Source organism: Pseudonocardia alaniniphila, from assembly GCF_022524485.1.
Taxonomy (GTDB): domain Bacteria; phylum Actinomycetota; class Actinomycetes; order Mycobacteriales; family Pseudonocardiaceae; genus Pseudonocardia; species Pseudonocardia alaniniphila.
Genome location: NZ_JAKXMK010000004.1, coordinates 47,392 through 67,722 on the forward strand (window position 1 = coordinate 47,392; position 20,331 = coordinate 67,722).

The window sequence follows — 20,331 nt, forward strand, 5'->3', positions numbered from 1 at the left end:
CAGCCCAGGGAAGACGGCGACTGAACGTCAGAAAAATCTTTGCGGAACGGAGAGTTGCGAAATTACTGATCCCGCAGGTCCAGCTCCAGTGCTTGCTGAACGAATCCCTCAACCGGGGACGACCATCCCCTGAAAGTTGGGTAAACTCTTGCTGAACCAGGCATTGCGAAGTTACTGATCCGGCAGGCCCGGCTCCAGTGTCGGATCGTCGAATCCCTCAATGGGGTCGGCGTCCTCGAAGGAGCGACGGCGTCGTGTGAGTCCTGTGACGGCGGCGACGAACGCCGTCGTGCCGATCCGGATGCTCCGCGTCCACAACGGGGTTCAGCGGGCCTGATGCGCCCCGCCCGGCCGTCCTCGTCGGCGGCCCCGCGGACTCGGCGGCGGCGCGCGGGAGCGGGTGGCGGCTGCCCGCCTCGAACACGCCTCGCTCGGTCGGGCGGCCACGATCGGCGTGGTTGATCAGTTGAGGAGAGTCGCCTGTTTCGCGGGACGGACGTTGTGATCGCGGTGTCGATCAGTTGTCACGGGAATGGGGGAGAAGAACTCCTGGCGGTCCGGGTCGTATTGTCACGGCACGGATTCCGCGGATTTTCCCGGTGCGGTCGACCACCTGTTCCATCGGTAACCCGGTGGGATGGATTGGTCCGCCGAAACGAATTGACCCGAAGTGTGGCTGACGTGGAAGGCCGGCGCAGGGTGCTGGCCGGGCTGGGTCGGAGGGGTGAATGACTGCCGGCGAGCTGTTCGTGCGCAGGCCGATGACGTGGAGGTTGCGGGGCAACCCCGGGTAGGGGAAGAGAATCGGAAGCGATTGCCGGGCGGTCGTATCGCGCTAGGGCTGTGAAGATCCCCCGCCTATCAGTGCACGTGCGGCCGGAACGACCTCGCCCGCAAACAGTTCGACCTGTTCGATCGATTGGTGCTCGGGCCAGAACACGAACCCGGTGAACGGCTGTTCCACGGCGAGGCGCGCGATCTCGGATGCCCACTGTTCCGCGTCGGCTCGCAGTGGCGCGGCACCGGTGCGAAGTGTCGTGGTGCCCGAGACGTCGCCGATCGTCCCGACGATCTGAGCGATCCGGCGCAGGTCTGCGGGATTGCGGCCGGCCTCTCGTGCGGCGTCGTCGATGAGCTTGTTGGCCGGCGCCCATTCTTCGTACGGCTTGTACATCGCCAGGGGAGCCGCCCAGCCATCGGCGATTCTCCCGGTGAGCGCGAGGGCGCGTGGGCCTTGGGCCCCGGTCCAGATCTCGATCGGATGTGCGGGCGCCGGCCCGGAATGCGTGCCTGAGATCGAGTAGTAGCGGCCGGTGTGATGGATCGGCTTGTTGTCGCCACGCCAGAGCGCCCGGATGATCGTGATCGCTTCTTCGAGGGCGACGTTGGCTTCGCCGGGCGTCCGTCTCGGGGCGCCCATTGCGGTGATGGCGTCCCAGTAGCCCCCGGCGCCTAGCGCCAGTTCGAACCGGCCACCAGATGCGAGATCGAGCGTCGCGGCGGACTTGGCGAGCATGGCCGGGGAGCGCAGGGGCAGGTTCGCCACGTCGGGGAAGACGGCGATGTTCTCGGTCGCAGCGAGCAGGACGCCGGCGAGGGTGAAGGTGTCGACGAAGTCGGCGATGTAGGGGTGGTCCTGGATTCCCACCATGTCGAGTCGCAGCGCGTCGGCTGCTGCGGCGAGTTCGCGGTGGGCCCCGATGTCCGTCGTGGGCTGCAAGGAGAAGCCGAACGTCAGATCCTGCACGGAGTGACCTCCCTGGTCGTGGCTGGTGCACCAGAGCCCACTCTAGTCATCAAGGATGACGATCACAGAAAATGACGATCCGGCGTGTCCTCCCGGGCGGAAGCTCACATCGTGTGTTCGACGTGCAGCGAGTAGATGACGACCTGGCCCTCGGCGTCGGGGCTGTCGCCCTTGTCGGGGTTGGACAGGACGTAGGCCCCGGCCTTGAAGTACCACCCCGAGCCACTCATCGGGATGTTCGCGGCGAGGTTGCCGTTGTAGAAGATCTGGATGTGGCTGTCGGCGGCGACGATCTTGAGGTCGTACGGGGTGCCGAGCTTGTATGCGGGATCGATGGTGATCCTCGTGGAGTCCCTGCCGTATTCGGCGACGAGACGCTCACCGTTGAGCCGGATCAGCACGACGTCGTTCTTGGCGTCGTGAATCTGGGCGCCCACCACCTGTGGCTTGTTCGGGGGCAGCTCGGTGAAGGCTTCGCGGACGGTCATCGTGTGGGTGCCGCTGGTGTTCGACCAGCTGGCCATGTCCTGACCGGACATCTCGCGGAGCTCGGAGCGCGGGTACTCGCTGCCCTTCGTGGTCGCGCCGCCGGCATTGGCGGTGAAGACCACGCCGTCCTTGGCGTCGTCGAGGTGGAGCGCCGGGCCGCTGTACGTGGCGAGTTCCGGCTGGTGGACCAGGTCGGGGTCGCCGTCGTCCCCGGTGGGCAGCGTGAGGTACCAGTTCGAGAGGTCGATGAGATCGGCCGGGTACTGCGCGTTCGGCTTGGGCGTCCCGCCCGGCTCCGGGGGCGCCGTGGTCGAGGTGGTGCCAGGCGGCGGTGGTGGTGCGGAAGGACCGCCGCACGCGGTGGCGATCAGCAGCAGCGCCAGCGCCGCGGTCATCGGCAGTATCCGACGTGCGAACACCTTCTCACTCGCCTGGGCACGTCCCGGTCGTGACGCGGGAACGGAACGCTGCTTGCTGTACGCCTTCATCGGTCGGCTCTCCTTCCGGGCATCGGTCGCGGGCCGTCCCGTCGAGCCGGCCATGTGAGCACAGCGTCGGGTCGGTCCGTCGGCGATGGGCGGCGGAGGTCGTGTCCGGTGCGAGCCGGCAATGGCTACGTCAGGTGCGCCCGGTGCCGACAGTGCTGCTTCTCGTGCTCCTCACCGGAGTAACGAGCTACGGGCGCCAGTGGTTTCAATCGACTGATGATCCTCCACACCAGTTCTACCGATTGTTCGCCCCGGACCGGCCGGTGGTGCTTCTCGCGACACTTCGGGTATCGATGCGCCGGAGCACTCCGCGGGACTATTCAGGCGCGTCCTTGATGTCGTCCTCCTGGTTGTCGAAGACGCTGTTGTCCTTCGTCGGACCGGTTGCGGTGCCCTTCAACAGGATGCCGGTGCGGTTCTGGACGATGGTGTTCTTCGACAGGGCGAAGCCGCCCTCGGAGTCGACGTACAGGCCGTAGCGGACGTTCTCCCCGATCACGTTGTCGCTCACGGTGGTGTGCGCGGAGTCGGTGACCAGCCGGATTCCGTCCTGCTGGTTGCCACGGACCTGGTTCTGGGACAGCATGTTGTCGTCCCCGAGGGAGACGCCGACGCCGCTGCCGTGGTTGCCGTAGATGCGATTGCCGCGAACGGTGTTGTTCGACGATTCGTTGATGTTGATGCCCTGGTCGGCGTTGTCGAACGATTCATTTCCTTCGACGACGTTCCGGTTGGAGTTGAGATAGAGCACTATCCCGTGGTCTGCGTTGTTGTAGACCACGTTGTTGCGGATGACGCTGTCTGTGCAGTCCTGGGCCAGGATGATCCCGTGTTTCCCGTTGTCGTGCACCGTGTTCCCCTCGATGCGTAGATCATGGGAGTTCGTGTGCGGGTCGATGGCGTACAGCTGGTTGTCGTAGAACTCGTTGTTCTGCACCACGAGGCCGCTGACCTCGAAGGTGTAGAGCCCGTAGTACAGGTTGGAGACGACGCTGTCGGTGATCCGGCCACCGGTGCCCGGCGTGCGCCAGGACAGCCCGTATGACTCGACCTCGCCGTAGCCCAGGAAACGCAGCTCGGAGTGGTCGATCGTCATCTGCGAACCGTCGCGGGCGAGCAGGAAGCTGCGGCCGTCGGTGTTGTCGGTGTCGGCGCGGTTCTGCGCCACGTTCCAGGAGGTGACGCAGGAACCGCTGATGTCGAGGCCGCCGCCGAGGGCCCTGACGGACACGAACCCGGCAGGGTCGCTGGACAGCTTCAGCCAGTGGACGGCCGGCGCGGCGATCCGCAGCGAAGCGCCGGCGAGCACCTGGATGTTCGCGCCGAGCAGCCACTCACCGGGAGCGACCTCCTGCAGTGCTTTCGGTCTGTTCACCGCCGCGCTCAACGCGGGAAGCGTGACCTCCTCGCCGTGATCGAGAGTGATCGTGTTCATGGCGCTGTCGTAGCTGGCATCGAGGCCGACCGGCGCGTCTCGGCTGGCCAGAGCCGCCACCGGGGCCGGCTTGCTACAGGGCCGGGCCGGATCGACCGCCGCTGTCGCCGGGACGTGCCGAGGGACCAGAGGCTCCGGCAGGGGCCTGGCGCAGGCGCTGCCCAGCAAGGCGAACGCAGCCACGACGAGCACCACACGGGCCACGGACCTGATCATCACGAGAGATCCCTGCGGTCGGTGTCGTTCAGGGTGACCACTCCGGTTGTTCCGGCCGTCGCGGTCATGGGCACAGTTCCTGATGCGACCCGCGTCCGCTGAGGGTCCTGCCGGCGAGCCCTGTGGGCCCCGCCCTGCGACTGGGGACGCCCGGTCGGTGGTCCGGGCCGGTACCGCGGTCGGAGGGCGGTGACACGCCGTTGGCGTATGGCGTGCACCAGCTCCAACGCGATGGCAAGCAGGATCACGGGCACTCCGATCGCCCCGAGCAGGTTGAGGGGCGGCAGGCTGAGGTCGTTGACCCCCTGCTGCCCGACCACGCCGCGTATCGCCTCGAGCGCGTGCACGCGGGAGTTGCTCAGCACCACAGAACTGCCGGTGGAGGCGTTCACCCCGACGTCTTCCGCATCGATGCTGACCCTGTCGGCGTGCACGGAGCCGGTCGGTCGTACGGCGAGTCCCTGGGTGGATTCGATGGATGTGCCGGAGATGCTCGTGGCTGCTGCGGCGTCGATGCCCGTGCTGCCACCGACGATCCGGCCGCCCGTGATCCGGGAGTTCGGACTGAACGTCCGGACCCCGTCGGACACGACGTCGTTCACCGACATGTCGGTCACGACCACTCCGCTCGTCCCCTCCGCCATGACGATCCCGTCGTGTCCGCGGTTGACGACGATGCCCGTGATCGCGACATCGGTCGCGCCCCGTTCGACACGCACACCGGTGCGGCAGTCGTTGATCTGCACGCCGTCGAGCTGGACCTGGTGACCGCCGATCGCGATGCCGGCGACCCTGGTGCCGGCGAACGTGGACTCCCGCACCTCGAGGCCGTGCGTGGTCTTCTCGATCACCATGCCGCGGAGGCCACCGGTGCTGTGCATCCGGTCGATCACCGTGCCGGTGCTGTTGACGTTGGTGAAGACGCCGATCGGTTCGTCGGTTGCGGTGAGGTCGGTGACGACGGTGTCGGCCGACTGGCTGATGCGCAGCCCTCCGCTCTGGTCGGCGGCGGTCGTGATCCCGTTGATCCGCGCGCCGTTCTGCTTGTCGACGGCGACCCCGTAGTCGCCGTTGCCCGTTGTCGAGATTCCGGTGATCGGCCGGTTCGAGTTCATCCCGGTCACGTCCACTCCGCTGCCGGCGTTGCCCATCGCGCGGATCCCGCTCATCGTCGTGCCGCGGTCGCCCCGCAGGACGATCCCGTCCTCTGCCGAGTCGCTCGCGGTCACGTCCTGGAGGCGCACGTTCAGCGATTGGGAGAGTTCGAGGCCGGTGCTGTTGCGGGTCAGCGTGGTGCGGGTCAGGAAGCCGCTGCTGTTCGGGTTGAACAGCACGCCGGCCTGGCCGTCGTCGGCCCCCGTCGGCAGCGTGCCGAGGTCGCTGATCGTGACGTCGGTGCTCTCGAGCCTGCCGTTCGACGAGACCACGATGACCGGTCGACCGGCAGCCGAGGGAGGCAGGGCCGCCTGGGACCTGGGGTCCGCGGACGTGACCGTGATGCCGCGCAGGATGAGATGGCCACCACCGGTGTAGAGCGAGGCGGCGTCGGGCTGCGTCGCTCCGCCGACCAGCCTCAGGGTTCGCACGTCGCCGCCGGAGTCCAGCAGGGCGCCCGGCGTCAGAACCACGGCGGCGTTGAGCGTCGCCGTGGTACCGGAGACCGACATCCAGGAGCTGGGCAGGTAGCGATCGAGATCCATGACATCGGCGCGTCCGAAGAACGGTTCTCTGCTCAGGAGTTGCCCGTCGACCACCAGGTCGACGGCCGTGGGCCGGAGGATGGCCATCCGGTGCGGCCGGCCGTGAGACTCCCACGATGCCCGGACCTGGCCGGCAGCCGCTGCCAGATCAGCTGCTCTCTCGGCTGCCTGGGCCTGGGCGCTCTCCTGGGTCGGCGGGACCACGGTGGGAGAGGGGGCCGGCGCGGGTGCTGCCGGTTCGCGGGGCGCCCTGATCGAGGGGGGTGCCGGGGCAGGCTGCGCGCCGGCGTCCGGTGCGGTGGGGACCGGCGGCTCTGCGGGAACGGCCGGTGCGGGGACCGCTGCCTCGGCGTTCGTCGGTATCGAGGATGTCGAGGGTGTCGCCGCGGACGGGGCCGGTAGCGACGGTGTCGCGGCGGAGGGGACCGGTAGGGCGGGTTCGGCCGCGGTGGCGGTCGGCGTGGAGGGTTCCGACGTCTCGCCGGGCGGCTGAGTCTGACGTGGACCAAGCGGTCCCTGCGGGATCGCGTCCTGCCGGGGTGGTCGGCGGCGAAGCCTCAGCGGCCGCGATGGATCGAACCCACGTCCTGGTCTCGCGGTGGACTCCGGTTCGGCCGATTCCGTGCCCGGCGTGTCCGCTGCCGGCGGCATCGCCGCAACCTCGGCTGCCGGTACCACGGCAGCCGAGGAGGCCACGGCCGCCGCACCGGGCGTTGCCACCAGGGCGAGCAGCGCGGCGGTCGCGCAGCAGGAGAGCAGTGGGCCGGCCCGGTGTCGGTTCGGTCGGGTACTTGTCATGCGGGTATCCCCTGCGCAGTTGACCCTGGTTGCTCAGTGCGGACGACCTCGCCGTTCTCGACGGCCACCTGCCGCGTCAGCCAGCGCTGCCGGCGGATGGTGAACAGGGCCTGCAGCTTGATCAAGGCCATGATCCACGAGACGAACACGTACCCCGGGATGAAGAAGAACGAGGACGGCCGGCGGCGAAGGTGAGGTAGCAGCTTCGCCGACCGGCTGATCTGCCACCAGAGCGCCAGTACAGCGGCGAACACCCAGTTCCCGATCACCAACGAGTGGATCATGAACGCAGGTCCGAGCAGCAGGGTGAAGCTGCTGACGCCCTTGTCGATCATCGTGTAGGCGAGGAAGGGGCGTCGCCACACCCAGCGTCGCGACAGTGCGCGCAGGTCGGAACGCCAGGTGTTGCGTGCCCACCGGAGCCGCTGGCGGAGGAAGATCCGCCAGCGGTTGGGGAAGGTCGACCAGACCTCGGCCGTCCGTTGCATGTACGTGAGATGGCCGCGTTCCAGGATGAGCGTCGTCAGGCGCTTGTCGTCGCCCGACAGACACGGCACGCCCCAGAACGTCTCGTGCATGAACTCGTCCTCGATCTCGAGCAGCAGCGCGCGGCGGTAGATCGCGGTGCGCCCGGACAGGCACGACACTGCCTGCCCGAGCAGGGTCTGGCTGGCGTTCTCGTCGAAGTACCGGTGATCGAGGAACATGTCGGTGATGCGGGCCAGGAAGCCCGTGGACCCGTAGACGTTCTGCCGGGTCCCGACGCCTCCGATCCGGGGGTCCGCGAACGGCTTGCACACCTCGTCCGCGACGTCCGGGGCCCAGATGGTGTCGGAGTCGACGAGGGCGACCAGCTCGGTGTCGGCCGCTCGCCATCCCCGTCGCAACGCGTCCCGCTTTCCCGGTACGTCAGTGATCAGCACCCGCACCGGGTAGCGGTCGGCGACCTCCTGACAGTCCTTGTCGGAGACGTCGATGACGAGGATGACGCCGACCCTGTTCGCCAGCCAGGACTCGATCGCGGTGGCGAATATCTCCGGATCCTCCTGGTACACCGGCACGACCACGGTGATCGGCAGTCTGTGGTCGTTCATCACCGGCTTGTACAGCACCGCCGGGATGCGCCGTACGAGCCAGCATGCCCACCGGACCAGGCCGAGCACGCCGAGCGGCGTGCCCAGTACGTAGTAGTAGAACGGGAGTGTCATGCCGTCGGGATGCCGGACGCTGCTTTCCCGGCGGCTTCGACCTCCTGCTTGACCACGCTTTCGAGCCGATTGTTCGTCTCGACCACGGCTTGCAGCAGTGGCATGTCGACGCCGATCGCATCAGAATATCCGAGGAATCCGCAGGTGTCCTTGGGCAGGCAAACCCCGCCGTAGGGGGCGCCGCCGCGGATTCCGTACTGCGGGTTTATCGAGCCTTCGGCGGACTTCGCGACCGTCGCCGCGATCGGGTCGAGATCAAGACCGATCTTCTGGGCGATGAGCCACATCTCATTCCAGAAACTGATCTTCGTTGCGTTGAAGATGTTGTGCGCGCATTTGATGAACTCGGCTTCGGCCGGGTCGGAGAATGTGCGCATCTCTCCGCCGAATGGTTCGAGCAGTCCGCGCAGCCGGGCAACGGCTTGCGGGTCCCGGCTGGCGATCACCGTCATCCATGGGTGGCTGAAGTCCTCGGCTGCGGAGACCGCGCGCAGGAACTCCGGATTCGAGGCCAGGCGGAATCCCTCGCCGGCGGTCATGCCGGAGTTCTCCTCGAGCACCGGTCGCACCAATCCTTCGGTGGTTCCCGGGGACACCGTCGACCGCACGACGACGGTGTGCTGTGCGCTCGATCCGGCCAGGGCTCGACCGACGGCCGCGGTACCTGCCGTGAAAGCCCCCAGGTCGTAGCGCCACCCGACGTTCGGCGTAGGCAGTGTCAGGAAAATGAAGGAGTCGGGCTCGGAGCTCAGGTCCAGCTCCGTCCGTGCGTCCAAACCCTGGGCTTGCAGGTGACGTACGCGTGGCACGGAGATGTCGATGAAGGTCACTGTGTTACCGGCGGCCAGGAGTCCTGTGCCTGTCGCTGTTCCGACGACGCCGGAACCAACGATGAATACCCTCGATGGCTGCATTAGCACGCCTCTCGCTCGGCACCGTGATCGATCACTTGGGAGTGTGATTCTGCGGACCGGGTCTAAGAGGTCGCACACCGGTCTCGGGTCGCGGACGGGTGCCGATCGAGCGAACCGCGCAGCGCCTAGATCGTTTCTTCCCAGGTCAGGGGCCTCGCACGGCTGCCGCCCTTGGCGGAGCGCCATCTCGTGATGACGAGGTGTATATGACTGGCCAAAGTCAAGAGTGATCAACGCCATCCTAATTGGCGATCATTGCACAATGGGAATGTTTCAGATCACCAAGTTGATTGTTCCGGCTGCCCCCTTTGTCCTGGATTTCGTCCCATTCCCGACGTATTTGCTGTCCGGAGTTATTCTCCTGCGCTCGGCCGCACCCTGCGCGTCGCGCGGAAAAGGTGATCTGTCCAAGATCGTATGGCGGGCCACGAGATGTGCCGGATATCCACCCCGAATCCGGGTGGCCGGCAGGCCTGGATGGAGGTCGGGACGCGACCGTGCCGGGCCGGCCGGACGACAGGGCGAGCGTCCCGCGAGCAGGCCCACGGCCTGGGACGACACGATCCGGCGCCGATCATGGGCTGCTCGCACGCACCGACGATGTGGCCGAGGCCGAGGTCGGTGAAGCCTGTAGGCCGCCGGCCAACCGATGGATACCGGGAATTGTCAGTGATCGTGATGGCGGCAGCGGAAATCGACAGCGCCCGCTGCTGATTGCGGTGCCGTCCCGCACCACTGCGGTATGCGATCCCGGCGACTGCTGTGCGGCATGCCCTCCTTGCGATCGGTCAAGCCGCGGAACGAAACGCGCGATAGATGGTCTTGGCGGACACCCGTAGCCCCCCGTGCCCGTCAGGTCGTGCGGGCCGAGAATCGGGTGATCCACTGTGCAGACTACTTGATCTTCGGCTCGCCGGCGCCAAGCCGCGCAGCATGGCGACAGGCTTCGTGCACCGGCGCCGCAGAACCGCCATACTGTGCACCCATCACGGCTGCGGCTCCCGTCGGGATTGCAGTTGTCGCGCCGCTCGCGGTGGATGGTCTGAATCGACTTACTGATCTCGTCGAGGATCTACTCTTTTGACAGCCGTGTACACGGACTCCCGGCGAGCATGATCCGGTCATCGTCCTGTGCCGGGAACCGCAGTGTTCGGCTGGGTGTCAGCGCACTGCGGCGGCTGGATCTGTGTGACGAAGTTTCATTCGATTTCGGGATGACATGTGTCACTCGGCAGTGATGCCACGATCGAGGTAGGCGGTGTACGAACAGCGCCGATCCGGTTGCCGCGTTGGGTAGGTTCGGGCAGATGTTGTGGAATGTCGACGGCGTCCGGATCACCCGAGTGGTCGAGCACGTGATGCCGTTCGCGGTCGACTTCTTCGCCGAGGCCACACCGGCGCACGTTGCTGCGGAGCCGTGGCTGGTGCCCGACTTCGTCGATTCCCGCGGCTGGTATCTGATGAGCTTCCACACGTTCGTCATCGAGGCCGGCGGGCGTTGCATCGTCGTCGACACCTGCACCGGCAACTCCAAGGACCGCCCGCTGATCCCGGAGTTCGACCACCAGCGTCGCCCGTTTCTCGCGGACCTTGCCGCGGCCGGCTTCGTCCCGGAGTCCGTCGACATGGTGGTCTGCACGCACCTGCACGTCGATCACGTCGGCTGGAACACCTGCCTCGAGGACGGCAGATGGATTCCGACGTTCCCCCGTGCGCGTTATCTGTTCGGAGCTGCTGATATCGATCATTGGTCGAATTCGGAAGATCCTTTGCATGCGTCCGCCTTCGCCGACTCGGTGCAGCCGGTGATCGATGCCGGGCTGGTCGAGCCCGTGGTGGCGGACACGAGTCTCACCGCCGAGGTCCGGATCCGGACATCACCGGGACACACGCCGGGGCACCTGAGTGTGTGGATCGGCGACAGCTGTGTGATCACCGGCGACGTCGTGCACCACCCGATTCAGCTCCGCTATCCGGAGTGGACGGCGAGCGGCGACCTCGACCCGGACGCCGCCCGGGCGACTCGCAGGGAACTGCTGGCCGCGGCGGCGTCGACGAATGCGCTGGTGCTCGGCACGCACTTCGCCGGCACCAGCGCCGGGCGGGTGCTCCTCACCGAGGACGGCTACCGCTTCGCGCCCGAAACCGCCGGCTGACCCTGTGCGGAGCACCTGGCGTCGGTCCGGATCAACGAAGGTAGAGCCCACCGTTGACGTCCCAGCAGGCGCCGGTGACCGAGGAGGCGTCCCGGCTCGCGAGCAGGGCGACGACCTGCGCGACGAAGCCGGGCGAGCCCAGCCGGCCGACCGGGATCGTGGCGATCAGCGACTCCATCCGCTCCGGCGGGACGAGACGGTGCACGACCGGCAGGTCCAGCGGGCCAGGAGCGACGGCGTTGACCGTCACACCGGACGCCGCGAGTTCGCGGGCGAACACTTTGGTCAGCGTGTGGATGCCGCCCTTCGAGGCTGCATAGTGCGCGCCGGTGGCGGTGCCGCCGTTCTGCCCGGCCAGTGAGCCGATATTGACGATCCGGCCGTAGCCGCGCTCGGCGAGGTGGGCGCCGAGGATCTGGCAGGCGTTGAAGGTGCCGGACAGGTTCACCCCGACGACCGAGTCGAACTCCTCGGCACTGATCTGCATGACCGGCGTCGCCTGAGTGCCGGCGGCGTTGTTGACCACGACGTGCAGCCCGCCCCAGACGGCGACGACGCCGGCCAGGAGATCGTGGAAGGAGGCGCGCTCGCGGACGTCGAGGGCGAACGCGCGCGCCGTGGCACGTGACGGATCGAGGTGACGCGCGACCTCGGCCGCCTTCTCGACGTCGACGTCGGCGAGTGCGACCCGCAGGCCGTGGCCGTGCAGCCGAGCCGCGATCACCGCGCCCAGCCCCCGAGCGGCGCCGGTGACGACGGCGACGTCGCTCTCGGCGGTCACCTCACGGACGTCCTTTCGACGAGAGGCGTGCCCATCCGCGCCTCGACCGACGGGATCGGGCGGACCAGGCGCCCGGCTCGCCCGAACCGTCAGCTCGAGGGGTGTTGGGAGCGCCAGAGTAGCCACGCGAAGTACGGCGTGCCGATCAGCGATGTGAGCGCGCCGGCGGGTAGTTGGGCCGGCGCGATGACACTGCGGCCGATGGTGTCGGCGAGCCCGACGAGCAGTGCGCCGAGCAGAGCGGCGACCGGGAGCACGCGGGCGTGCCGGGCACCGACGAGGGCGCGCGCGGCGTGTGGCGCGACGAGGCCGACGAACGCGAGCACCCCGATCGCGGCGACGGCGGTGGCGGTGAGCAGCGCCGCGGCGGCGAGGAGCAGCACCCGGGTCTGCGTGAGCCGGATGCCGAGCACCTGCGGGGTGTCGTCGTCGACCGCGAGGAGGTCGAGTTCGTTGCGCCTGCCGACGAACAGCGCGAGGGCGAGCAGCAACGCGCCGACCACGGGCAGCACCTGCGGGAACGTGCGCCCGTACGTCGAACCGGCCAGCCAGGTGAGCGCCTTCGTCTCGTTGAACGGATCGGTGGCCACGACCATGACGGTGATCAGCGCCATGGCCCCGTACGAGACCCCGACACCGATCAGGACGAGCCGGTCGGACGCCATGCCGCCACGCACGGCCAGCCCGAACACGAGGGTGGCGGCGAGCAGCGCCCCGAGCGCGGCGCTGCCGGCGAGCGCCCAGACCCCGACGGCCGGGACGAACGTGATCACGGCGACGGCCGCGACCCCCGCACCGCCGCTGACACCGAGGAGCGCGGGTTCGGCGAGCGGATTGCGGCAGACCGCCTGCACGGCCGTGCCGGCCACCGCGAGCGCGGCTCCCGCGAACAGGGCCGCGATCACCCGCGGCACCCGCGTGTCCAGCACGAACGTGGTGATCGGGCCGGCGCGGCCGGTCAGCCAGTTGAGGACGTCGCCGGTGAGCAGCAGCGTGTCGCCGAGCAGCAGTCCGGCGACCGCCACGGCCGTGGTGGCGGCGAGCGTCACGCCCGTCACGACCAGGAAGCCCCTGCGGTCGCGCAGCCGCCCCGAGTGCGCGGCGGCAACCTGTCGCGCCGGGCCCGACTCACGGAACCGGCGGGCCACGGCCACCAGGACGACCGCGCCGAACACGGTGGTCACCACCCCCGTCGGTACCTCGACGCCTGCCTGCCCGCCGAGCACGAGCCGGACCAGCACGTCGGCGGCGAGCACCACGCCGACCCCGGCGAGCGCGGACATCGGCAGCAGCACCCGATGCCTGCGCAGTCCGGGGACGAGCGGCGCGACGAGCCGGAGAGCGGCGGGTGCGCACAGGCCCACGAACCCGATCGGGCCCGCCACCGTCACCGCCGCCGCGGAGAGCAGCACCGCGAGCACGATCACGAGCAGACGCGTGCTGCGGACCGGGACGCCCAGTACCGACGCGGTGTCGTCGCCGAGGCCGAGGACGTCGAGACGGCGGCCGAGCACGACGAGCCCTGCGACGGCGAGCAGCACGAGCGGGCTCATCCGGGCGACCGCCTCCAGCCCGATCTGGGCCAGCTGACCGCTACCCCACGCGTAGAGCCCCGTGGTCTCCTGCGAGAACAGCAGCAGGAGCACGCTTGTGAGCGCGAAGAACGCGAGCGCCACCGCGGACCCTGCGAGCACGAGCCGGGTCGGGCCCGTGCCGCCGCCCGACAGCGCGAAGACGAGCGCCGCGGCGGCGAGGCCTCCGGCGAACGCCAGCAGGGCGGACAGCTCGACGGGCACGGCCAGGCCGAACGCCGCCGCGGCGACGACCGCGAAGTATGCACCGGCGTTGACGCCGAGAGTGTCCGGTGCGGCGAGCGCGTTGCGGCTGACGGACTGCAGCGCGGCACCGGCCACACCCAGCGCCGCCCCGACCACGAGGGCGGCGAGCAGCCGCGGCACGCGCGAGGCGACCAGCACCGCGGCCGTCCCGTCGGCGTCGGACCCGGTCAACAGGCCTAGTAACTGGTCGATACCGACACCCGACGTGCCTTGCGTCAGGTGCACGGCGGCGAGCAGCACCACCCCGCCGACACCCAGCGCTGCGGCGGCAGCGACGCGCGACGGCGCAGCACTCGACGTCGTGCGCGGGACGGCGGAGACCTCCGAGACCCCGGCCTCGCTCACCGCCTCAGCCGGCCAGAGCCGCGGTGACGGCGTCGACGTACTGCACCATCGACGCCGGCCCGCCGAACATCCAGATCCCGTCCGGAAGCCGCGTGACGTTCTGGGCCTGCACGAACGGCAGCGATGCCCACACCGCGTTTCCCGCGAGCCCGTCGACGAAGGGATCAGGGCCGTCGGCGTCGTTGGCGTAGTAGACGAACTCGACGTCACCGAGCGTCGTCAGCCCTTCGACGTCGGTGCTCGCGAGGCCGTAGTCGCTGTCGCCGGTGAGCGGCCACGCGTTGACGAGACCGAGCTCCTGCGACACCGACTCGACCAGCGACCCTTCGGTGAACGGCCGGATCGAGAGGCGGCCGCCGTCGAGGTAGCCGTCGGCGAAGGCAAACCGGCGCCCGTCCAGCCCGGCCGCCGTCAGCCGCGCGGCGCCGTCGGTGAGGGTGGTGTCGAAGTCGGCGAGCAGGCGCTGCGCGGCGGCCTCGGCACCGGTCAGCGTGGCGACCAGTTGGACGTTGCGGCGCATCTGCCCGATGCCGTCGGAGGCGTCGGCCGCACGCACGAGCACCACGGGCGCGATCGCCTCCAGCTGTGTGACCGCTCCCTCGGGCAGGTCGGTGGTGGCGAGGACGAGGTCAGGGCGCAGGGCGGCGATCGCCTCGACGCTCGGCTCGCCCCGCACGCCGACGTCGGTGACATCGCCCGGGAGCGGCGCGGCCTTCACCCAGTTGCCATAGCCCTCGACGTCCGCCACGCCGACCGGCCGCACACCCAGCGAGACCAGGTGTTCGACGACGTTCCACTCGAGCCCGACCGGCCTGGTCGCCGGACCGTCGAGGGTGATCTGCCGGCCGCGCGCATCGGTGACGGTGATGGGCGCGCCGCTGCCGGCGGTGGGTGCGGCACCAGGGTCGCTCGGCGCCTCCGTGGTGCCACAAGCGGCGAGCAGCAGGGTGACCAGGCCGGTCACCGCCGCCCATTGACCGCGCCGCCTGGATCGTCTCATCTCGACTCCTCCGCACTTGCCGTCACCACTGTTTGCTTTCTGCGCCTGCTGTGCCGGCCCACCGGCCGGATGCGCAGGGACTCCGTCACGGGGTCGTGGTCGACCGCGACCTCGATCCCGTACGCCGCTGTGAGGATCTCGCCGGTGAGCACGGCCTCCGGCGGGCCGACGGCGCGCACGCGCCCGTCGGCGAGCAGCGCGACCTCGTCGGCGACGGCCGCGGCGTGCTCCAGGTCGTGCAGCACCACGCCGACGGCAACCTGGTCGTCGTCGGCGAGATCGCGCAGCAGTTCGAGCATCTCGACCTGGTAGCGCAGATCGAGATGGTTGGTCGGCTCGTCGAGCAACAGGACGCCCGTGTCCTGGGCCAGGCAGCAGGCGAGCCAGACGCGCTGCAGTTGGCCACCGGACAGCTCGTCGACCGGGCGGTCGGCGATGTCCGCCACCCTGGTTGCCTCCATCGACAACGCCACGACGGCCGGCCCGTCGACGTCCTCGCGGCCGAACCGGCCCCGGTAGGGGTGGCGGCCGAAGCCGACCACGTCGCGCACCGAGAGCCCGACCGGTACCGGCCGGCTCTGCGCGAGCAGCGTGACGCGACGGGCGAACTCACGGCGGGTCAGGGCGAGCGCATCCAGCGCTTCGGCGGTCCCGCCGCGCTCATCGAGAGGGCCGCCGATCAGGATCTGCCCGTTCCGTGGACTGTGCAGCCGAGCGAGCGCCCGCAGCAAAGTCGATTTGCCGCTGCCGTTCGGTCCGACCAACGCCGTGACGAAACCGGAGCGCAGCCGGACACCGGCGGCGTGCACGACGTCGACGCCGTGGTAACCGAGGTCCAGGCCGACGCCGCGCAGCTCGGTTGCCGGCCGGGGAGTGGGGAGCACGAACGGAGGATAGGCTATCTTTACTTCGTGGCAAGGGGTCGATTACACAACTGCACCGTCACGTACCGGCGGACGATCACGTGAGGACCTGACAGGGATGCGCACGATCTGCGATGAGTCCGAACTCCGCGAGTACGTGCAGGCCCCCTCGGCTGCGATCGCCGAGAAGGCGATCGATCACATCGACGAGGTCTCCGCGCGGTTCATCGCGGCCAGCCCGCTGTTCATGCTCGCCACCAGTGGGGCCGACGGATCGTGTGACGTCTCGCCGCGTGGCGACCCTGCCGGCAGTGTGCTCGTACTCGACAGCAGGACGCTGGCCTTCGGCGACCGCAAGGGCAATCGGCGCCTGGACAGCATGCGCAACATCCTCGGCAACTCGGCCGTGGGAATGCTCTTCATCGTGCCCGGGGTCGGCGACACACTCCGGCTGAACGGCACCGCCCGGGTGGTCGCGGATGCCCCGTACCTTCCGCGGCTGACGGTCTCGGGAGTCACCCCGGACCTCGCGATCGAGGTCATCGTCGAGGAGCTGTTCCTGCACTGCACGAAGGCATTCGCGCGCTCGGCGCTCTGGGATCCGGCCACGTGGCCCGCAGCGGACGGGGTGCCCTCGGCCGGGGAGATCGTGCGAGGCCAGCACGGCACTCCCGTGCCCGCCCATGTCATCGACGAGGCATTGCGCCACGACGCGCGTGTCAACCGCTACTGAACGCATGCGCGCCGACAGGATCTCCTCTCGTGATGGCCGAATCGATGTCTGACCACGCCGGCGCGGGGCGGGGCGAGCTTGTGCTGCGCTCGGCCCGGATGGGCGGCCGGATCGTGGACATCACGATCGAGGCCGGCGTCGTGACCGCGATCGGTCCGGAGCTGACCGCGTCCCGTGATGCCGAGGTGGTGGCGCTCGACGGCCGGAGCGTCCTGCCCGGCTTGTGGGACAACCACGTGCATTTCGATCAGTGGACGCTGGCGCGCAAGCGACTCGATCTCGGCTCGGCGCGGTCTGCCGACGAGGTGGTGGCGCTGGTAGCCCGGCGAATGCGCACCGATCCGCCTGCACAGGGCGCCGCACTCGTCGGTGCCGGGTTCCGGGATGCGCTCTGGCCCGACGTCCCGCACCGCGACCTGCTCGATCCGGTGACCGGTGGCACGCCGGTCGTTCTCGTCTCCGCTGATCTGCACTGCTGCTGGTTGAACTCTGCCGCCGCGCGGACGTACGGGTGGGCCACTCATCCCACCGGCGTGCTCCGGGAGACCGACTGGCATCCCATCATGGAGGACACCAGGAAGGTGCCGGTGACTCAGCTCGATGTCTGGGCGGGTGAGGCCGCGCAGGCGGCATCGGCGCGAGGGGTTGTCGGCGTCGTCGACTTCGAGGCACCGTTTCAGCTCGACGCGTGGGCCGGCCGGATCTCCCGCGGCTGCACCGCCCTGCGCGTCGTGTCGTCGGTGTGGCCGTCTCATCTCGATCAGGCGATCTCCCGCGGACTGCGCACCGGCGACCCGATCCCCGGAACGGCCGGACTCCTCACCATGGGTCCGCTCAAGGTCGTGAGCGACGGGTCCCTCAACACGCGCACCGCCTACTGCCAGGACCCCTACCCCGGGCTCGAGGCAACGGCGCACCCGTGCGGCGTTCTGCTCGTCGCGCCCGAGGACCTCGTGCCGCTGCTGCGCAAGGCCGCTGCCGCCGGGATCGACGCCGCGGTGCATGCGATCGGCGACAAGGCGAACACGTTCGCGCTCGATGCATTCGCCGCCAGCGGCGTACGTGGCCGTATCGAGCACGCCCAGCTGTTGTCCGAACCGGACGTCGCCCGGTTCGCCGAGCTCGGGGTCGTCGCGAGTGTGCAGCCCGAGCACGCCATCGACGATCGTGACGTCGCCGACCGCTATTGGAAGGGGCGGACCAGCCGCGCTTTTCCCTACCGTTCGCTGCGTGATGCCGGCGCCGAGCTCGTGCTCGGATCGGATGCCCCGGTCGCCCCACTCGACCCGTGGGTCAGCATCGCCGCCGCTGTCCGTCGCAGCGCGGACGATCGCCCCAGCTGGCACGGTGAGCAGGAGATCCCCTTCGACGTCGCGCTCGCCGCGTCGGCCGGGCCGGACGGTCCGATCCGCGTCGGCAGAAGGGCCGACATGATCGTCACCGAGGACGTCCCCGCTGAACTGGATCCCTTGGCCCTCCGTACCTTGCCGGTGGCGGGGACGATGGTCGGCGGCCGCTGGACCCATCGAGCGGGCCTGGGGTCACCGTGATCCGGCGGGCAGCCTCTCGCCGGGCGTGCGGCGGTGTACTGTATACACGGACGTGATATGATCGTCTTTCAAACTTTCGCCTGTCACCAACGGGTCGTATCGTAAGTCTGTTGCGATCTGTGGGTAACGGAAGGAGACGCCGATGCGAGGCCTGCGCACGCCGAGGCACGTTCGGCTCACCGAGCCGCTGGTCAGGGACGGGGGCCGGTTGCGGCCCGCCACCTGGGACGAGGCGCTCGACCGGGCAGCCGCCGGCTTCGCGCCCCACCGCGGCGACGCGTTCGGCATGTTCAGCTGCTCCAAGGCGACGAACGAGATGAACTACGCCGCCCAGAAGTTCGCCCGCGTGGTGATGGGCAGCAACAACGTCGACTCCTGTAACCGAACTTGACACGCTCCCTCCGTCGTCGGTCTGACGACAGTGTTCGGTGCGGGTGGCGGCACCTCGGCGTACGTGGAGGCCGAGCACGCTGACCTGTTGGTGCTCTGGGGCTCCAACGCGCGTGAGACGCACCCGATCTTCTTCCACCACGTGCTGCAGGGACTCAAGTCGGGTACGCGGATGTACTCGGTCGATCCGCGGCGCACGTCCACGGCGCAGTGGGCCGACGCATGGCTCGGCCTCGACGTCGGCACCGACATCGCGCTGGCCAATGCGATCGGCCGGGAGATCATCCACGCCGGGCTGGTGAACGAGCCGTTCGTCCGCAGGGCGACCAACGGCTTCGAGGACTACCGCGCGTCCGTCGAGCCCTACACGCTCGAGCGGGCCGAGGAGATCACCAAGGTCCCGGCAGCGCTGATCCGCGAGCTGGCGCACGCCTACGCCCGCGCCGATCGCGCGCAGATCTGCTGGACGCTCGGGATCACCGAGCACCACAACGCGGCCGACTACGTGTTCGCGCTGATCAACCTGGCGCTGCTCACGGGGCACGTCGGCCGCTACGGCTCGGGCCTGGTCCCGCTGCGCGGGCAGAACAACGTGCAGGGCGGCGGCGACATGGGCTCCATCCCGGCGAAGCTGCCCGGTGGCTACGACCTCGGTGACGACGAGGCGCGGGCCCGCTTCGAAGCCGTGTGGGGCGCCACGATCTCGCCGAAGCCAGGGATGCATCTCTCGGAGATGTTCGAGGCCATGCAGGCGGGCACGCTGCGGTCGCTGTACTGCATCGGCGAGAACCCGGCGGAGTCCGAGGCCAACGCCACCCACGCCCGGCACATGCTGGAGGGCCTGGAGCACCTCGTCGTCCAGGACATCTTCCGAACCGCCACCGCGGAGCTCGCCGATGTCGTGCTGCCCGCGGCGGCCGACTGGTGCGAGTACGAGGGCACGGTCACCAACTCCGAGCGCCGTGTGCAGCGCGTGCGCAAGGCGATCGACCCGCCCGGACTGGCACGGCCGGACACGCACATCATCTGCGATATCGCCAACCACATGGGCTACGGCTGGGGCGAGCCGACAGCCGAGCAGGTGTGGGACGAGCTGCGGTCGGTGTCGCTGAACTGGCACCACGGCATGTCCTACAAGCGGCTGGACGAGCTCGGCGGACTGCAGTGGCCGTGCCCGGACGAGGAGCACCCCGGCACGCCGCTGCTGCACGACCGGCTGTGGGCGGACAACGAGGCCGAGCGCGGCGTGCCCGCGCCGTTCATGCCCGTCGAGCACGTGCCGCCGGTGGACGTGCTGACCGAGGAGTTCCCCATCCGGCTCACCACGGTGCGTGTGCTCGACGGCTACAACTCCGGGGTGCAGACCGGCGGGTACGCCTCGCCGCTGCGTCGCCGGGAGTCGCTGCGGATGGACGCCACCGACGCGGCCGAGCTCGGCATCGCCGATGGCGAGCGGGTGCGGGTCACCTCGCGGCGTGGGTCGGTCGAGGCCCCGGTCTGGTTCGACCCGTCGCTGCGTCCGGGCCTCGCGTCGTTCACACCGCATTTCTCCGAGGAGGTCGACGTCAACGTTCTGACCAACGACGCGTGGGACCCGAAGTCGGGCACGTCGGAGTTCAAGGCGACTGCCGTGCGGATCGAGAAGCTGCGGGTGCCCGCGGCGGCGGCAGGGGAGTAGCG

15 protein-coding genes are annotated in these 20,331 nt (G+C 69.1%); 5 read left to right on the plus strand and 10 right to left on the minus strand.

Annotated elements, in window-relative coordinates; translation table 11 throughout:
• Nucleotides 1-835 precede the first annotated feature (835 nt).
• The 4 genes from MMF94_RS05105 to MMF94_RS05120 all read right to left on the minus strand — a co-directional run bounded on the left by MMF94_RS05105 (nt 836) and on the right by MMF94_RS05120 (nt 6,162).
• Complete coding sequence (locus MMF94_RS05105) at nt 836-1,747, minus strand: LLM class flavin-dependent oxidoreductase (RefSeq protein ID WP_241035091.1); 912 nt, start codon at nt 1,745-1,747, stop codon at nt 836-838.
• A gap of 104 nt (nt 1,748-1,851) precedes the next feature.
• Nucleotides 1,852-2,724 (minus strand): polysaccharide lyase family 7 protein, encoded by an 873-nt coding sequence (locus MMF94_RS05110; RefSeq protein WP_241035092.1) that lies wholly within the window; start codon nt 2,722-2,724, stop codon nt 1,852-1,854.
• A 316-nt stretch (nt 2,725-3,040) separates the two neighbouring features.
• Nucleotides 3,041-4,375 carry a right-handed parallel beta-helix repeat-containing protein gene (locus tag MMF94_RS05115; RefSeq protein ID WP_241035093.1) on the minus strand — a complete coding sequence of 445 codons (1,335 nt, stop codon included), beginning with the start codon at nt 4,373-4,375 and terminating at the stop codon, nt 3,041-3,043.
• The gene (locus MMF94_RS05120; RefSeq protein WP_241035094.1) at nt 4,375-6,162 is read right to left on the minus strand and encodes a right-handed parallel beta-helix repeat-containing protein; all 1,788 of its coding nucleotides are present in this window, start codon (nt 6,160-6,162) and stop codon (nt 4,375-4,377) included. The genes MMF94_RS05115 and MMF94_RS05120 overlap by 1 nt, the downstream gene beginning before the upstream one ends.
• A gap of 118 nt (nt 6,163-6,280) precedes the next feature.
• Between MMF94_RS05120 and MMF94_RS05125 the strand changes: the two genes are divergently transcribed.
• The gene (locus tag MMF94_RS05125) at nt 6,281-6,568 is read left to right on the plus strand and encodes a hypothetical protein (protein WP_241035095.1); all 288 of its coding nucleotides are present in this window, start codon (nt 6,281-6,283) and stop codon (nt 6,566-6,568) included.
• Nucleotides 6,569-6,869: 301 nt separating this feature from the next.
• Here the strand turns inward: MMF94_RS05125 and MMF94_RS05130 are convergent, their stop codons facing one another.
• Together MMF94_RS05130 and MMF94_RS05135 are read right to left on the minus strand one after the other, a co-directional pair.
• Nucleotides 6,870-8,081 carry a glycosyltransferase gene (locus tag MMF94_RS05130; RefSeq protein ID WP_241035096.1) on the minus strand — a complete coding sequence of 404 codons (1,212 nt, stop codon included), beginning with the start codon at nt 8,079-8,081 and terminating at the stop codon, nt 6,870-6,872.
• The gene (locus MMF94_RS05135) at nt 8,078-9,235 is read right to left on the minus strand and encodes a 2-dehydropantoate 2-reductase N-terminal domain-containing protein (protein WP_338104163.1); all 1,158 of its coding nucleotides are present in this window, start codon (nt 9,233-9,235) and stop codon (nt 8,078-8,080) included. Before MMF94_RS05135 ends, MMF94_RS05130 begins: the two co-directional genes overlap by 4 nt.
• Before the next feature lie 1,067 nt (nt 9,236-10,302).
• Here MMF94_RS05135 and MMF94_RS05140 point away from each other — a divergent pair.
• Nucleotides 10,303-11,151 (plus strand): MBL fold metallo-hydrolase, encoded by an 849-nt coding sequence (locus MMF94_RS05140; RefSeq protein WP_241035098.1) that lies wholly within the window; start codon nt 10,303-10,305, stop codon nt 11,149-11,151.
• Between the two features lie 31 nt (nt 11,152-11,182).
• Here MMF94_RS05140 and MMF94_RS05145 read toward each other — a convergent pair whose 3' ends face one another.
• The 4 genes from MMF94_RS05145 to MMF94_RS05160 form a co-directional block, all read right to left on the minus strand.
• Complete coding sequence (locus tag MMF94_RS05145; RefSeq protein WP_241035099.1) at nt 11,183-11,932, minus strand: SDR family NAD(P)-dependent oxidoreductase; 750 nt, start codon at nt 11,930-11,932, stop codon at nt 11,183-11,185.
• 89 nt (nt 11,933-12,021) lie between these two features.
• A complete protein-coding gene (locus tag MMF94_RS05150; RefSeq protein WP_241035100.1) occupies nt 12,022-14,115 on the minus strand; it encodes an iron ABC transporter permease in 2,094 nt (697 codons plus the stop codon).
• A 4-nt stretch (nt 14,116-14,119) separates the two neighbouring features.
• Complete coding sequence (locus MMF94_RS05155; protein WP_241035101.1) at nt 14,120-15,115, minus strand: ABC transporter substrate-binding protein; 996 nt, start codon at nt 15,113-15,115, stop codon at nt 14,120-14,122.
• Complete coding sequence (locus tag MMF94_RS05160) at nt 15,112-15,999, minus strand: ABC transporter ATP-binding protein (RefSeq protein WP_379660260.1); 888 nt, start codon at nt 15,997-15,999, stop codon at nt 15,112-15,114. Before MMF94_RS05160 ends, MMF94_RS05155 begins: the two co-directional genes overlap by 4 nt.
• A gap of 97 nt (nt 16,000-16,096) precedes the next feature.
• Between MMF94_RS05160 and MMF94_RS05165 the strand changes: the two genes are divergently transcribed.
• The 3 genes from MMF94_RS05165 (at nt 16,097) to MMF94_RS05175 (ending at nt 20,329) form a co-directional block, all read left to right on the plus strand.
• Nucleotides 16,097-16,711 carry an MSMEG_1061 family FMN-dependent PPOX-type flavoprotein gene (locus MMF94_RS05165; RefSeq protein WP_241035102.1) on the plus strand — a complete coding sequence of 205 codons (615 nt, stop codon included), beginning with the start codon at nt 16,097-16,099 and terminating at the stop codon, nt 16,709-16,711.
• 44 nt (nt 16,712-16,755) lie between these two features.
• On the plus strand, nt 16,756-18,261 hold the full coding sequence (locus tag MMF94_RS05170) for an amidohydrolase (protein ID WP_241035103.1): 1,506 nt from the start codon (nt 16,756-16,758) through the stop codon (nt 18,259-18,261).
• Between the two features lie 142 nt (nt 18,262-18,403).
• The gene (locus MMF94_RS05175; protein WP_241035104.1) at nt 18,404-20,329 is read left to right on the plus strand and encodes a molybdopterin oxidoreductase family protein; all 1,926 of its coding nucleotides are present in this window, start codon (nt 18,404-18,406) and stop codon (nt 20,327-20,329) included.
• The last annotated feature ends 2 nt before the right edge of the window (nt 20,330-20,331 follow it).